Annotated in this window: 14 protein-coding genes; 6 read left to right on the top strand and 8 right to left on the bottom strand. The window is 60.0% G+C overall.

Annotated features, from left to right (window positions below; translation table 11 throughout):
• Window positions 1-90: 90 nt before the first annotated feature.
• Window positions 91-786 carry an HAD-IA family hydrolase gene (locus RHP74_RS21350; RefSeq protein ID WP_010456572.1) on the top strand — a complete coding sequence of 232 codons (696 nt, stop codon included), beginning with the start codon at window positions 91-93 and terminating at the stop codon, window positions 784-786.
• A gap of 119 nt (window positions 787-905) precedes the next feature.
• Here RHP74_RS21350 and RHP74_RS21345 read toward each other — a convergent pair whose 3' ends face one another.
• Window positions 906-1652 carry a 3-oxoacyl-ACP reductase family protein gene (locus RHP74_RS21345; protein WP_010456571.1) on the bottom strand — a complete coding sequence of 249 codons (747 nt, stop codon included), beginning with the start codon at window positions 1650-1652 and terminating at the stop codon, window positions 906-908.
• A 125-nt stretch (window positions 1653-1777) separates the two neighbouring features.
• On the opposite strand from RHP74_RS21345, the gene RHP74_RS21340 reads away from it, so the two are divergent.
• The gene (locus RHP74_RS21340; RefSeq protein ID WP_077748184.1) at window positions 1778-2701 is read left to right on the top strand and encodes a LysR family transcriptional regulator; all 924 of its coding nucleotides are present in this window, start codon (window positions 1778-1780) and stop codon (window positions 2699-2701) included.
• A gap of 96 nt (window positions 2702-2797) precedes the next feature.
• Here the strand turns inward: RHP74_RS21340 and RHP74_RS21335 are convergent, their stop codons facing one another.
• The 3 genes from RHP74_RS21335 to RHP74_RS21325 form a co-directional block, all read right to left on the bottom strand.
• A complete protein-coding gene (locus RHP74_RS21335; protein ID WP_010456567.1) occupies window positions 2798-3526 on the bottom strand; it encodes an aspartate/glutamate racemase family protein in 729 nt (242 codons plus the stop codon).
• A gap of 57 nt (window positions 3527-3583) precedes the next feature.
• Window positions 3584-5119 (bottom strand): NCS1 family nucleobase:cation symporter-1, encoded by a 1536-nt coding sequence (locus tag RHP74_RS21330; RefSeq protein ID WP_311096252.1) that lies wholly within the window; start codon window positions 5117-5119, stop codon window positions 3584-3586.
• A gap of 562 nt (window positions 5120-5681) precedes the next feature.
• Entirely contained in the window at window positions 5682-6422 is a 741-nt protein-coding gene (locus RHP74_RS21325; RefSeq protein ID WP_010456562.1) for a phosphoadenylyl-sulfate reductase, read from the bottom strand.
• Between the two features lie 172 nt (window positions 6423-6594).
• Here RHP74_RS21325 and thrH point away from each other — a divergent pair, with 172 nt between their 5' ends.
• Window positions 6595-7212 (top strand): bifunctional phosphoserine phosphatase/homoserine phosphotransferase ThrH, encoded by a 618-nt coding sequence (gene thrH / locus RHP74_RS21320; protein ID WP_010456561.1) that lies wholly within the window; start codon window positions 6595-6597, stop codon window positions 7210-7212.
• A gap of 49 nt (window positions 7213-7261) precedes the next feature.
• On the opposite strand, the gene pabB is transcribed toward thrH, so the two are convergent.
• The 4 genes from pabB to RHP74_RS21300 form a co-directional block, all read right to left on the bottom strand.
• Complete coding sequence (gene pabB, locus RHP74_RS21315; protein ID WP_102595491.1) at window positions 7262-8599, bottom strand: aminodeoxychorismate synthase component I; 1338 nt, start codon at window positions 8597-8599, stop codon at window positions 7262-7264.
• Between the two features lie 239 nt (window positions 8600-8838).
• Window positions 8839-9825, bottom strand: a complete 987-nt coding sequence (locus RHP74_RS21310; RefSeq protein ID WP_200666717.1) for an alpha-L-glutamate ligase-like protein — start codon at window positions 9823-9825, stop codon at window positions 8839-8841.
• A complete protein-coding gene (locus RHP74_RS21305; protein ID WP_311096251.1) occupies window positions 9825-11360 on the bottom strand; it encodes an inactive transglutaminase family protein in 1536 nt (511 codons plus the stop codon). Before RHP74_RS21305 ends, RHP74_RS21310 begins: the two co-directional genes overlap by 1 nt.
• A gap of 5 nt (window positions 11361-11365) precedes the next feature.
• Window positions 11366-11902: an ATP-dependent zinc protease gene (locus tag RHP74_RS21300; protein ID WP_010456553.1), complete on the bottom strand. Its 537-nt coding sequence runs from the start codon at window positions 11900-11902 to the stop codon at window positions 11366-11368.
• A gap of 299 nt (window positions 11903-12201) precedes the next feature.
• Here RHP74_RS21300 and RHP74_RS21295 point away from each other — a divergent pair, with 299 nt between their 5' ends.
• From RHP74_RS21295 to prpC, 3 genes are all read left to right on the top strand, one after another.
• Window positions 12202-12924 (top strand): GntR family transcriptional regulator, encoded by a 723-nt coding sequence (locus tag RHP74_RS21295; protein WP_010456551.1) that lies wholly within the window; start codon window positions 12202-12204, stop codon window positions 12922-12924.
• A complete protein-coding gene (gene prpB, locus RHP74_RS21290; RefSeq protein ID WP_010456549.1) occupies window positions 12921-13811 on the top strand; it encodes a methylisocitrate lyase in 891 nt (296 codons plus the stop codon). The genes RHP74_RS21295 and prpB overlap by 4 nt, the downstream gene beginning before the upstream one ends.
• 151 nt (window positions 13812-13962) lie before the next feature.
• Window positions 13963-15090 carry a 2-methylcitrate synthase gene (prpC, locus tag RHP74_RS21285; protein WP_077748190.1) on the top strand — a complete coding sequence of 376 codons (1128 nt, stop codon included), beginning with the start codon at window positions 13963-13965 and terminating at the stop codon, window positions 15088-15090.
• Window positions 15091-15255: the final 165 nt, after the last annotated feature.

Raw genomic sequence — 15255 nt, 5'->3', positions numbered from 1 at the left:
CTCGCTATGCTGCTGAATCCTTTAATCGATCACGGACCCGGCCGCACCTGAGCCGCCTCTGGGATGTCATTAGAAAACGGATCAGATGCGATGAATGCACCGCTGAATGAATACGGCCCGATCAAGGCCGTGATTTTTGATATGGACGGCTTGCTGCTGGACACCGAGGGCATTTATACCGAGGTCACGTCCATGATTGCCGAGCGCTACGGACGGGTCTTCGACTGGAGCATCAAACAGAACATCATCGGCCGTGGCGCAGGTGATCTGGCGCGGTACGTGGTCGAGGCTCTGGACTTGCCGATCACCGCCGAAGAGTTTCTGGTGATCCGCGAACCGCTGATGCGCGAGCGTTTTCCGCAAGCGCTGGCGATGCCTGGCGCCGAGGAACTGGTCAGGCACTTGAAAGCCAACAACATTCCGATCGCGGTCGGCACCAGTTCTTCGCGTCAGTCGTTCGGCCAGAAAACCACCTTGCACCGCGATTGGTTTGCGCTGTTCGACTTTGTCGTGACGGCCGATGACCCTGAAGTGGGCGCGGCCAAACCGGCGCCGGACATCTTCCTCACGGCGGCGCGGCGCCTGGGCGTTGCGCCCGAAGACTGCCTGGTGTTCGAAGACTCGCCGTTCGGTGTCACGGCGGCGAAAGCGGCGGGGATGACGGCGATTGCGATTCCCGACGCGGCGATGGCTGACGAAAAGTATGCGCATGCCGATGGCATTCTTCGTTCGTTGAAGGCGTTCAAGCCGAGTGCTTGTGGTTTGCCAGCCCTCGAATGGGCTTGAAGTAAAAAGTGTGGGAGCGAGCCTGCTCGCGAAAGCGGAAGGTCAGACGACATCAATGTCGCCTGACGCACCGTCTTCGCGAGCAGGCTCGCCCCCACATTGTGATTGCGTCTAGCGCATCAGGCGCCAAAACCACCGTCGATGGTCAGGCTCGCCCCTGTGATGTAACCGGCTTCCGGCCCGACCAGATAGGCCACAAAGCTGGCGATTTCCTCGGAAGTGCCGTAACGGCCCACCGCCATCAGCGGGATCAGGCTGTCAGCGAAGTCACCGTCGGCCGGGTTCATGTCGGTGTCGACCGGGCCCGGTTGCACGTTGTTGATGGTGATGCCGCGCGGGCCGAGGTCGCGGGCCAAGCCTTTGGTCAGACCTACCAGCGCTGATTTGCTCATGGCGTAAGGGCCGCCACCGGCGAAGGGCATGCGGTCGGCGTTGGTGCTGCCGATGTTGATGATGCGACCGCCTTCAGTCATGTGTTTGGCGGCGGCCTGGGTGGCGATGAACACGCTGCGCACGTTGATGGCCAGGGTCTGGTCGAAATCTTCGAGTTTGAAATCCTCCAGTGGCGCAACGGCCAGCACGCCGGCGTTGTTGACGAGGATATCGAGGCGGCCAAAGGTGTCTACGGTGGTGGTCACGGCGCGGCGAATGGCCTCGGCGTCAGCGCTGTCGGCCTTGATGGCGAGGGCTTTGCCGCCATTGCCGGTGATGCTGTCTTGCAAGGCTTCGGCTTTGGCCGTGGAGCTGACATAGGTGAAGGCAACGGTTGCGCCTTCAGCGGCCAGGCGTTTGACAATGGCGGCGCCGATGCCGCGGGACCCGCCTTGAATCAAAGCCACTTTGCCGCTGAGGTTCTGAGTAGTCATAACGATCTCCGAAGTCCCGAGGCGAGATGCCTCGGTTGATGGAGCCTAGTATTGATTGCGGATTACACGCTGTGTAGACGGCAATTACGATAGTCTGTGTAAACCAGAAGTTTATAGTGGCGCCTATGGAAACCTTCAGCAGTATCGAATGCTTCGTGCGCAGCGCCGAGGTTGGCAGCTTCGCCGAAGCTGCGCGACGCTTGAGCCTGACCCCGGCGGCGGTGGGCAAAAGTGTTGCCAAGCTTGAGGCCCGGCTGGGTGTGCGGCTGTTCCAGCGCAGCACGCGAAGCCTGACGCTGACCGAGGCAGGTCACCTGTTTCTCGGCGAAGTCAGTTCCAGCCTTCACACGATCCAGAATGCGGTGGCCAACCTCGCCAGCGCTGAGGGTCGGCCAGCGGGAACACTGAAAGTCAGCATGGGCACGGTGTTCGGGCGTTTATATGTGGTGCCCTTACTGGGTGAGTTTCTGCGGCGTTTTCCGGCGATCAACCCGGATTGGCATTTCGACAACCGGCAGGTCGATCTGATCGCTCAGGGCTTCGATGCGGCGATTGGTGGGGGATTTGAGCTGCCTCAAGGCGTGGTGGCGCGCAAGCTGACGCCGGCGCATCGGGTGCTGGTGGCGTCGGCGGAGTATCTGGCGGCGCGGCCTGTGATCGTCGAGCCCGATCAACTCAAGGACCACGACGGCATCCTGATCCGCTCCCCACAGACCGGTCGGGTGCGTTCCTGGCAATTGACCAGTCGTACTCAGCAACACAACCCGCTGGCGCTGAAGGCGCGCATGACCATGAGCGATTCGGAAGCGGCGTGTGCGACGGCGGCGCAGGGGTTGGGCATTGCGTTGGTGAGCATGCCGTTTGCTGTGGGGTATCTGGAAGCCGGGACGTTACACCGGGTGTTGCCGGACTGGTATGTCGACGACGGCAACATTTCTATCTATTACGCGGAACACAAACTGCTGCCGGGCAAGACCCGGGCGTTTGTGGATTTCATTATTGAGCAGTTTGCGGAGCGGGGGTGGGTGCAGCGGTTCAGTGCGGTTTGAGCCTGGCTTGAGACCGAGTCGCTGCTTTCGCGAGCAGGGGATTTGTGAACGACACAGATCCAATGCGAGCCTGCTCGCGATGAACGATAACGCGGTCTACCGCCCGAACCGCCCCGGCCAACCAATAATGTTCTTTGGCCGTGGCGTCGCATACGTCCGCACCTTGGAAGTGGACAACCCTAATCGCACCAGCGATTCGGCAATGGTCACCGCCGCCGTCACGCCATCCACCACCGGAACCCCGGTGCGCTGGCGAATCTGTTCATCCAGCCCGGCCATGCCGCCGCAGCCCAGGCAAATCACTTCGGCCTTGTCTTCCTGCACCGCCAGTTCCGCCTGACGGACAATCGCCTCCAGCGCCCGTTGCGGATCGGATTCCAGTTCCAGCACCGCCAGACCACTGGCCCGCACCGACGCGCAGCGGTCCCACAGCCCCGACAGTTTTAGCCGGTCCTCGATCAGGGGCACGGTGCGGTCCAGGGTGGTGACCACCGAATAGGCATGGCCGAGGAACATCGCCGTACTGGCCGCTGCATCGGTGATGTCCACCACCGGCACGTTGAGCAATTCCTGCAAGCCTTCGCGACCGTGTTCGCCGTAGCCGGCCTGGATCACCGCATCGAAGGGCTGGTCGTAGGCCATGACCCGGTCCATTACGGCGATGGCGGCCAGATAACTTTCGAAATTGCCTTCGATGGAGTCGGCGCCGAAGTAGGGCGTCAGGCCGACGATTTCCGTTCCCGGCGCGGCCACCGCCTGGGCGGATCGGGCGATGGCCTGGGTGATGGACTCGGTGGTGTTGACGTTGACCACGAGAATTCGCATGAGTAGTCCTTATTGCAGGGCGGTTCTGCGGCCCGGCGCTGGCGGGCCGCGAGTGGATTAGTGGCAGACGTTGTCGACTGCGATGCTTTCACCGCTGACGTCGGCGTAATGGGGCTGTCGCTTGGCGATGATCAGGTAGAGCATTGCGCCAATCCCGGCGCCGATCAGCCACGAGAACGGTGAAACGAGGTGGAAGCCCGGCACCAGCGCCAGGACGATGGCAATCAATGCGGCAGGAATGAACGCCGCTACGGCGCGTAAATTGACCCCGCGGCTGTAGTAATAAGCGCCATTGGGATCTTCGCTGTACAACTGCGGCACGTTGACCTGGCCTTTTCGTACAAGCCAGTAGTCGACCATGATCACGCCGTACAACGGGCCTAGCAGGGCGCCGAGGCCGGACAGGAAATACACGATCACCAGTGGGCTGTTGTAGAGATTCCACGGCAGGATCAGCACCGCGATGGTTGCGCTGATCAGCCCGGCGCGGCGGAAGGTCAGGTATCTAGGCGCCAGGTTACTGAGCACGAACGCCGGGGCGACGAAGTTGGCCATGATGTTCACCGCTACGGTGACGATCAGGAACGCCAGGCAGCCGAGCACCAGGAAGAAGGTGTTGGGGATCGAGGCGATGATTTCAGTCGGGCTTTCGATGATCCGGCCATTGATCTGAAATTGCGCACCACAAAGCAGGACGGTGATGGCCGCGAACACCAGAATATTCACCGGCAAGCCCCAGAAATTTCCGACCTTGATGGTTTTGCGGCACGGCGATGAACGGGCGAAGTCGCAGAAGTTGAGGATCAACGTCCCGTAGATCGCCAGCCACAATGCGCCGCCGGCAAAAATATTGCGCCACATCTCGCCACCGGTCAGCGGCTCGCGGATCGACCAGGCGATGGTTGCGTCGGCTTGGGTGTACATCCAGGCTGCGAGCGCGGCAACGGTCAGCAGAATCACCGGCCCGGCGAACGCTTCATAGCGCCGTACCATTTCCATGCCGTAGGCGAGGATGCCCAGTTGCACCAGCCAGATCGCCACGAAACATACCCAGCCCAGGCTCGACAGACCAAGGATCGAGTTGTGGTCGTAGTCGGCGAAGCCGGGATGCACCGCCGTCAGCAGCACGCGAAACACTACGGACGCCAGGTACGTCTGAATGCCGAACCAGGCGATGGCGATAATGGCGCGGATCAACGCAGGAATTTGCGCCCCGTGGATACCGAAACTGATCCGGCTGATGACAGGAAACGGCACGCCGGTCTTTTGCCCCATGTAGCCGGAAAGGTTCATGAAGCCATACACCAGCGCCGCGCCGATCCCCAGGGACAACAGAATCTGCCAGCCACCCAGACCCAGCGCATACAGGCCAATGGCGAAGGAATAGTTGGCGATGTTGTGAACGTCGTTGGTCCACAGGGCGAAGATGCTGTAGCGGCCCCAGCGTCGGCCTTCGGCCTTGGTCGGCGCCAGGTCCTTGTTGTGCAGGCGCGGGCTGAGCACCACGGGTTCTTGAACAGTTTGATCTTGAGCGGTGGGTGGAAAGGAGGGCAGATCCAGTGCGATGTTGTTATTGGAGAGGCTAGTACGCATTCCGGCAGGCTCCGAGCTTGGCGTCGCGATGACTGTGCATGAGCGTGAGCTCGACAAATCTTCGTCGCGGGCAAAAGCATCATTGGTTACGGGGCATCTGCAGCCTGTACGGGATAGGGCGCTTCAGGCTTGCGGATCTAAGTGTGTGTATGTTTTGAGTTGATTGTATACAAAACATGTATGCACTTAAGCCAGATCCATGCCAGCTACCGATCTATAAAAATAGGTTCTCATTTCGTTTTGTTGATGAATCACGATAAGTAACTGAAAAAAAGGCGATATAAATTGACCGGTTGAACAGGTATTTATTTTTCGTCGGAGGAGGTGGGAAAACTCGACTGGGGAAGTCAGGAAAAGAGGGTGTAACTTTTTGGGGCGCAGAAAACAAAAGTGCACACATAAATGGCACCTATGGTGACATTCGTGTGTACACATTTATAAAACAGAACACTAAGCCTGTGGGAGTGAGACCGGCTTGGCGGGGCATTCAACAGTATTGTTGACTGTTACACCGCTATCGCGAGCAGGCTCGCTCCCACAGGGGAATTCACCCGGCTCGGGCTCAGGCCTTGGACTTGCTGATGATATTCCCCGCATGCAGCCCGCATTCTTTCTGCGTCGCTTCTTCCCACCACCAACGGCCTTCACGTTCATGCTGGTTCGGCAGGACCGGGCGGGTGCAGGGTTCGCAGCCAATGCTGATGAAGCCGCGTTCGTGCAGGCTGTTGTACGGCAGTTCGAGCATGCGAATGTAACCCCAGATCTCTTCGCTGGTCATCTGCGCCAGCGGGTTGAATTTGTAGAGGGTGCGTTCCGGGGTGGAAAACGCGGTGTCGATTTCCATCACCGCTACGGCGCTGCGGGTACCCGGGCTCTGGTCCCGACGCTGGCCGGTGGCCCAGGCGCTCACGCCCGACAGTTTGCGACGCAGCGGTTCGATCTTGCGGATGCCGCAGCACTCGCCATGGCCGTCCTTATAGAAACTGAACAGGCCTTTTTCCTTCACGAACGGCTCCAGTTTCGTGTAGTCCGGGGACACCAGCTCAATGTCGATCTTGTAGTGCTCGCGCACCTGATCGATGAAGCGGTAGGTCTCCGGGTGCAAGCGGCCGGTGTCGAGGCTGAACACTTTGACGTTCTTGTTCAGCTTCCAGGCCATGTCCACGAGCACCACGTCTTCGGCGCCGCTGAAAGATATCCACAGGTCATCGCCAAACTCGGCAAACGCGAGTTTCAGGATGTCCTGGGCGGATTTGTTGGCATAGGTCGTGGCGAGTTCCACAACATCGAACGATGGGCTCATCAGGGCGGCTTCCTACAGGTCGGTGGCGCTGGGCGCTCTATATGGGGCTGATGGTAACAAAATCCTGCGGCGGCGGGCGCGCCCTGTGCGTTGCGCGGGGCAGCCTGAGTCGCTAGAGTTCGGCAGTCTTTTACTCGCTCGACTCAATAATCAATACAAATGGGAGTGTCTTGTGGAAATTGCCTGTCTGGATCTCGAAGGTGTGCTGGTCCCGGAAATCTGGATCGCGTTCGCTGAAAAAACCGGTATTGAATCCCTGAGGGCGACCACCCGGGACATTCCCGACTACGACGTGCTGATGAAGCAGCGCCTGCGGATTCTCGACGAGCACGGCTTGAAACTCACTGATATCCAGGAAGTGATCGCCACGCTGAAGCCGCTGGACGGCGCCATCGAGTTCGTCAACTGGCTGCGTGAGCGGTTCCAGGTGGTGATTCTGTCGGATACGTTCTACGAGTTTTCCCAGCCGCTGATGCGTCAACTGGGCTTCCCGACCTTGCTGTGCCATCGCTTGATCACCGACGATTCGGGACGGGTGACGAGCTATCAGTTGCGTCAGAAAGATCCGAAGCGGCAGTCGGTTCTGTCGTTCAAGAGTCTTTACTATCGGGTCATTGCGGCAGGGGATTCCTACAACGACACCACCATGCTCGGTGAGGCGGATGCGGGGATTCTGTTTCATGCGCCGGATAATGTGATTCGCGAGTTTCCGCAGTTCCCGGCGGTGCATACCTTTGAGGACTTGAAGCAGGAGTTCATCAAGGCTTCGAATCGGGCCCTAAGTCTGTAAACACAACCTGTGGCGAGGGAGCAAGCTCCCTCGCCACAAAAGCCCGGAATCAAAGGTTTTGCAGGGTGTCGAGCAGAACCTTCACCTTGGTAATTGATTCCTGATACTCCGCCTGCCATTCCGAGTCCGCGACAATCCCGCCACCGCCCCAGCAGCACACCTGCCCATCCTTGACCAGCAAGCTGCGAATGGCGATGGAGCTGTCCATCTCGCCGCGCACGTCCAGGTACAGCAACGAGCCGCAGTACAACCCACGTCGGGTCGGCTCCAGCTCGTCGATGATCTGCATGGCGCGAATCTTCGGTGCACCGGTAATCGATCCGCCCGGAAAACTGCCAGCGATCAGATCCAGCGCATCCCGGTCATCCGCCAGTTCGCCGGTCACGCTGCTCACCAGGTGATGCACATTCGGATAGCTTTCCAGACTGAACAACTCCGGCACCCGCACCGAGCCGATGCGGCAAGTGCGACCGAGGTCATTGCGCAGCAGGTCGACGATCATCAGGTTCTCGGCACGGTCCTTGGGACTGGCCAGCAGTTCGGCAGCGTTCGCGGCGTCTTCGGCAGCCGTCAGGCCACGCGGACGGGTGCCTTTGATCGGGCGGGTTTCCACATGACGTTCACTGACTTTGACGAAGCGCTCAGGCGACAGACTCAACACCGCACCGCCGTCGGGCAGGCTCTGGAAACCGGAAAACGGTGTCGGGCACGCGGCCCGCAGCGCGACATACGCGGCCCACGGATCACCCGCACATTGCGCACGAAAGCGCTGGGCGAAGTTCACCTGATAACAATCGCCCGCCTGGATGTACTGCTGAATGCGCTCAAGTGCGTGGCGATACTCGTCAGCGCTCAGGTCGGCCTTCATCGGGGCTTTCAAACTGAACGGCTCGATCGGCTCAACCGCAGGCTGACTGAACAAGGCGATCAAGCGCTGGCGCTCGCTGTCGATCAGTGTCGGGTGGAACACCAGTTGACTGGTAGCCAAATGGTGATCGCTGATCAATGCCCAGTCGTACAGCCCGAAACGCGCATCCGGCAATTGCAGGTCGTCCTGCGCCTGGCTCGGCAGGTGTTCAAGATGTCGTCCGAAGTCATAACTCAGATAACCGATCAGCCCGCCGGCGAATGGCAGTTCATCGGAGACTGCCGCTTCACCCAGTCGTGCCAGATGGTCGCGAAGGCGTTGCAGGAAATCGCTGCCACTTTCGTCAGGCAATACCGCTATTTGCTGCAGCGGCCAGGCGCTGAGCAGATCATAACGCCCGCGATCAGCAGTGGGCCGGCCGCTGTCGAGCAGCACGGCACCGGGGGCATGGCGAATCGCCGCGAAGTACTCGGCGGGGTTGGCGCGATAGGGCAGCGGGTGTACGGAACAGGTCAACATGGGCGGGGCAGATCAGCCATCGAGGCGGGGGTGCGATTGTAGTCCTCTGCAGGATTTGCTCCTAGAGGGGATGTCGGGGATTGGCAGATTGGGGACAGGGTTGCGAGGTTTGGTGACTGTTAGTCAGTCTTCGCGAGCAAGCCTCGCTCCTACGGGTTTGTGCCGTTCGCCGAGAATGTGAACGACGCTAGATCTGTAGGAGCGAGGCTTGCCCGCGAAGGCAGCGACTCGGTTTCGGATCAGCCTTCGACGGCAGGAATATGCCCAAACATCTCCTGAACAAACTCGACCCGCTCCTGAACCGACTCAACAACCCCGCGCGCTTTCAGCTCTTCCAGCCGCGCTTCAACCGCATGGGTGCGCAGCGTCAGGCCGCAATCGTTGGCAATCTGGATGTTTAGCCCGGGCCGGGCATTGAGCTCAAGAATCAGCGGGCCTTTTTCCTGGTCGAGCACCATGTCGACACCGATGTAGCCCAGCCCGCACAGCTCATAACAGCCGGCAGCGAGTTTCATGAAACCGTCCCAGTAGGGCAGTTGCACGCCGTCCACCGCGTTGGTGGTGTCCGGATGTTTGGTGATGATGTTGTTCAGCCAGGTGCCGCGCAGCGTCTGCCCGGTTGCGAGGTCGACGCCGACGCCGATAGCGCCCTGGTGCAGGTTGGCCTTGCCGCCGGACTGGCGCGTCGGCAGGCGCAACATCGCCATCACCGGATAGCCCATCAACACGATGATGCGAATGTCCGGGACGCCTTCGTAGCTGATGCTTTTGAAGATCTGGTCCGGGATCACGCGGTATTCGATCAGTGCGCGGTCACGGTGACCGCCCAGGGAATACAGGCCGGTGAGGATGCTGGAGACATGGTGCTCGATCTCCTCATGACTGATGATCTTGCCGGACACCGTGCGATAGCGGCCCTCGAAACGGTCGGCAACCACAATGATGCCGTCGCCGCCCGCGCCCTGGGCCGGTTTGATCACGAAGTCGGTGCGCTCGCCGATGATCTTGTCGAGGTTATCGATTTCCTTCTCGGTGGAGATCACGCCGTACAGTTCCGGCACATGAATACCGGCGGCGATCGCGCGTTCCTTGGTGATGATCTTGTCATCGACAATCGGGTACAGGCTGCGCTTGTTGTACTTGAGCACGTAGTCCGCGTTACGCCGATTGATCCCCATGATGCCCCGGGCTTCCAGGGCCTTCCAGGTCTTCCAGAAGCCGAACATCAAGAGTCAGCCTTCTTGAGGAAAGCCTTGAAGCGCACCAGTTCGGTCAGGCGGTAACCGCGATAACGCCCCATCGCCAGCATGAAACCCACCAGGATCAGCAGGATCGCCGGGAAGGTGAACACGAAGTACACCAGCTCCGGCACGCTCATGATCAGGTGCGCCAGGGAGGCGGCAAACAGCGTACCGATCGCCACTTTCATCGCATGCCCGGAACCGCGTTCTTCCCAGGTAATCGACAGGCGTTCGATGGTCATGGTCAGAATCACCATCGGGAACAGCGCCACCGACAGCCCGCGTTCCAGGCCGAGTTTATGGCTGAACAGGCTGATCGCCGCGATCAGCACCACCACGAAGGTCAGCACCACCGACAGCCTCGGCAGCATCTGCAACTTCAAGTGTTCAAGGTAGGAGCGCAGTGACAGCCCGAGCGCCGTGATGACCGTAAACAGCACGATGCCGAAGCCAAGCTGGGTTTCGCGGAAGGCGAGGGCGATCAGCACCGGGGTAAAGGTGCCGAGGGTCTGCAGGCCGATCAGGTTGCGCAGGATCAGGATCACCAGCACGCCGATCGGGATCATCACCATGATCATGAAGGTCTGCTGGGTTTGCAGGGGCAAACCGTACAGCGAGTATTCGAGGAAGTTGGCGTCGGTGTTTTCGTCGGTCAGCTTGGCCAGTCGAATCGCGTTCATTTCGCTGTTGTTCAGGCTGAACGTCACGTTGGCTTTCTTGCCGCCATCGACGGTGATCAGGCTTTCGTCGCCGGTCCACCACTGCAGGCGGTCGGACGGCAGACCTTGTTCGCCGGTTTCCGGGTTGAAGTACAGCCAGTCGGTGCCGTTGAAGCTGCGCAGCCAGAGTTCCGGCGTTTGCGGCTGATCGGCCACTAGACGGATGGTGTGGACCTTTTCCACCGGCACGTGGGCGATGGACAGGACCAGCTCGACGATTTTCGCCTTGTGCCCGGGGGACGTATCGCCGCCTAGCAGCAGCTTCACGTTGTCATCGTTGAGATTGTTGACACGCTTGATGGCTTCGCCGATGAAGGTTTCGACGTCGGCCGAGTGTTGGCGGATCGGCGCGAGCAAGGCTTCGGCGGCGATTTTTTCCGCACCTTCGACGGCGATGCTGTCGCGGAAGGTCGGGCCCTTGACCTTGGATTTTTCGCCGGTGTAGCGCTTGGTCAGCACCAGGCGGTAATAAAGGGTCTGGTTGCCCTTGGCCCGGCGCGCCGACCAGGTCACCTTGCGGTTGCCGTCGACACGGTTTACGGCCACGCCGTAGTTATTGGAAATGAAACTCTCGTTGAGGCTGACGTAGTCGCGGCTCAGCGGCGGCACGAACATCTGGATCTTGACCGGGTCTTTGGCACTGGCGACGAACTCGACCTTGGCGTCGATATTCCACAAGTCGTCGGTGGCGTCCTCGGTCACGGGAATGCCGAGCACGAAAATCTGATAGGCCGTAACTGAAATGCCCAGCACCACCAGGATGGCGATCAGCAGTTTCAGATGGAGGGTAAGAGCGCGCATTGGAATTACTCTGCGGTATGTGCGTCGGTGGCGCAGGCGGGTTTGCCAGCAGCGTATTTAAGACTGGGGTCGACCAGCGCGTCGAAGCGTTTCAGCGCTTCGGAGCCGATCAAGAGCGGGTATTGGAAGGCGCTACGGTCGGTTAGGTTCACTTCGATACTGCGTAAAGCCGAACCCATGCAGATATCCAGCTCGATCACCGGACGGGCGGTGTACTTCTTGCCCTCTTCCGGGTCGTAGTCGCCGGCACGACGCTTGATCTTGCTGACGCGGGCCAGTGGCCGTTCGATGGGGTGCGAATGCGCTGCGTCGATGGCCAGATAGAAGCGCACCCAGGACTCGCCATTGCGTTTGAAACGTTTGATGTCGCGGGCACTCAGGGACGCTGTTTTCGCCCCGGTGTCGAGTTTGGCGGCGACTTCCAGGTTGATGCCGTCCAGGGAAGCATACTCGTTGAGGCCGTACACGGTCTTTTCCCCCGCCACGGCGAAACCGGGCAGGCAAAGAAGATAAAGGAATGTCGGGAGGGGCTTGAGTCTCATAAATCCTGGTGCGCAGCGGTCCGTACTTCAATTCAAGGCCCTGGCATCGCTGCGCAAGCTCCCTCGTATGCCTATCAACTATTTATGACAAGCCGTGCAGATGTCACAGACAAATGCGGGCGGCATTCTAGCACGGTGGGTTTATGGCGCCAGCGCTGGCGGGGGGCTATAAACAGAAGGGCTGCTTTGTTGTGGTGCAGTCGGTTATTAGACGATTGTCGACAATACCTATTTATCCTTTGACTGTTGCGGCTGTTTTCGCTAGTTTTTGCGGCATTGGCTTTCAAGGTGTCGACAATATGCTGGATCAACTCGATCCCCCGGTGGTTACGCAAGACGAGTCGGAGACGCTTTCCGAAAACGTCTTCCGCCGCATTCAGGCGGCCATCGTCAAAGGCGAGATCGCCCCGGGCAGCAAGATCTCCGAGCCGGAGCTGGCACGCACCTACGGCATCAGCCGCGGGCCGTTGCGCGAGGCGATCCATCGACTGGAAGGCCAGCGCCTGCTGGTCCGCGTACCGCACGTCGGGGCGCGGGTGGTTTCGCTGAGCCATGCCGAGCTGCTGGAGCTCTACGAGATTCGCGAATCCCTCGAAGGCATGGCCTGTCGGCTGGCGGCCGAACGCATGACCGTCGAAGAAATCGACGAACTGCGCCGGGTCCTCGAAACCCACGAGCGCGATGAGGCGTTTCAGGCCGGCGTTGGCTATTACCAGCAGGAAGGCGACTTCGATTTCCACTACCGGATCATCCAGGGCAGCGGCAACCGCACCCTGACGCAGATGCTGTGCGGCGAGCTCTACCAACTGGTGCGCATGTACCGCATCCAGTTTTCCACCACGCCCAATCGCCCGCACCAGGCCTTTGCCGAGCACCACCGAATTCTCGACGCCATCGCCGACCGTGACGGTGAGCTCGCCGAGTTGTTGATGCGCCGTCACATCGGCGCCTCCAAACGCAATATCGCCCGTCACTACCAGGACGGCGCTAACCAGACAGCCACTGAACGAGGTGAGTCATGAGTTCCAACAAGAGCACTCCAGGCCAGCGTTTCCGCGATGCGGTCGCCAGCGAACATCCGCTGCAAGTGGTCGGCGCGATCAACGCCAACCACGCGCTGCTGGCCAAGCGCGCCGGTTTCAAGGCGATTTACCTGTCGGGTGGCGGGGTGGCTGCCGGCTCCCTCGGCGTGCCGGACCTGGGCATCACCGGCCTGGATGACGTGCTGACCGACGTGCGTCGCATTACCGACGTGTGCGACCTGCCGCTGCTGGTGGACGTGGACACCGGTTTCGGTTCCTCGGCGTTCAACGTCGCGCGCACCGTCAAGTCGATGATCAAGTTCGGCGCGGCGGCGATTCATATTGAAGATCAGGTCGGCGCCAAGCGCTGCGGTCACCGTCCGAATAAAGAGATCGTGTCGCTGCAGGAAATGGTCGACCGGATCAAGGCCGCCGTCGATGCGCGCACCGATGACAGCTTCGTGATCATGGCTCGCACCGACGCCCTGGCAGTGGAAGGTCTGGAATCCGCGCTGGATCGCGCCGCCGCCTGCATCGAAGCCGGCGCCGACATGATCTTCCCGGAAGCCATCACCGAACTGGACATGTACAAGCTGTTCGCCAACCGCGTGAAAGCGCCGATCCTGGCTAACATCACCGAATTCGGCGCGACGCCGCTGTACACCACCGAGCAACTCGCCGCTGCCGATGTGTCGCTGGTGCTGTACCCGCTGTCCGCTTTCCGCGCGATGAACAAGGCGGCGGAAAACGTCTACACCGCAATCCGTCGCGACGGCACGCAACAGAACGTGATCGACACCATGCAGACCCGCATGGAGCTCTACGATCGCATCGACTACCACACCTTCGAGCAGAAGCTCGATGCGTTGTTTGCCGCGAAGAAGTAACGAAAGCCCTGTAGGAGCGAAGCTTGCTCTGGGCGGCGATCCGACGAAGACGCACTGACATTCACATTAATGTCGTCTGATCAGCGCTTTCGCGAGCAAGCATCGCTCCTACAAGTTTCCCTGACAAATTCAAGAAAAACTGGAGACAGCAATGGCCGAAGCAAAAGTACTCAGTGGCGCCGGGCTCCGTGGCCAGGTTGCCGGGCAAACCGCTCTGTCCACCGTGGGCCAATCGGGCGCAGGCCTGACCTATCGCGGCTACGACGTTCGCGAACTGGCAGCCGACGCGCAATTCGAAGAAGTGGCTTATCTGCTGCTTTACGGTGAATTGCCGACCAAGGCACAACTCGCCGCTTACATCAGCAAACTGGGCAAGCTGCGCGACCTGCCGCAAGCGCTCAAAGAAGTGCTGGAACGCATTCCTGCCGACGCCCACCCGATGGACGTGATGCGCACCGGTTGCTCGTTCCTGGGCAACATCGAGCCGGAGAAAGACTTCTCCGAACAACACGACGTGACCGACCGCCTGCTCGCCGCGTTCCCGGCGATCATGTGCTACTGGTATCGCTTCAGCCATGACGGCAAGCGCATCAGCTGCGTGAGCGACGAACAATCCATCGGCGGCCACTTCCTGCACTTGCTGCACGGCAAGAAACCGAGCGATTTGCACGTCAAGGTGATGAACGTTTCGCTGATCCTCTACGCGGAACACGAGTTCAACGCCTCGACCTTCACCGCACGGGTGTGCGCCTCGACGCTGTCGGACATGTATTCCTGCGTCACCGCGGCCATCGGTTCGTTGCGCGGCCCTCTGCACGGCGGTGCCAACGAAGCGGCGATGGAAATGATCGAGCGCTTCTCGTCGCCTGAAGAGGCCGTCGAGGGCACCCTCGGCATGCTGGCGCGCAAGGACAAGATCATGGGCTTCGGCCACGCGATCTATAAAGACAACGATCCGCGTAACGAAGTGATCAAGGGCTGGTCGAAAAAACTCGCTGAAGAAGTGGGCGACACCGTGCTGTTCCCGGTTTCCGAAGCCATCGACGCGACCATGTGGGAACAGAAGAAACTGTTCCCGAACGCCGACTTCTACCATGCATCGACGTACCACTTCATGGGCATCCCGACCAAGTTGTTCACACCGATCTTCGTTTGCTCGCGCCTGACCGGCTGGGCGGCGCACGTGTTCGAACAACGCGCCAACAACCGCATCATCCGCCCGAGCGCCGAGTATGTCGGCGTCGAACAGCGCAAGTTCGTGCCAATCGAACAACGCTGAATGGTGAAGGCCTGCACCGGGATCTGAACTCTACGCAGATCCCTGTAGGAGCGAGCCTGCTCGCGATGACGGACTGACATTCAAAATGGATGTCGACTGATTGACCGCTATCGCGAGCAGGCTCGCTCCCACAGTGGATTGTGTGCATTTCAGGTGCTGTGCCAG

It is taken from the genome of Pseudomonas sp. SG20052 (genome assembly GCF_031766055.1).
GTDB classification, from domain to species: domain Bacteria; phylum Pseudomonadota; class Gammaproteobacteria; order Pseudomonadales; family Pseudomonadaceae; genus Aquipseudomonas; species Aquipseudomonas mandelii.
Note: the sequence above shows the minus strand (reverse complement) of the source record. Positions and strands in the feature narration are given on the sequence as shown.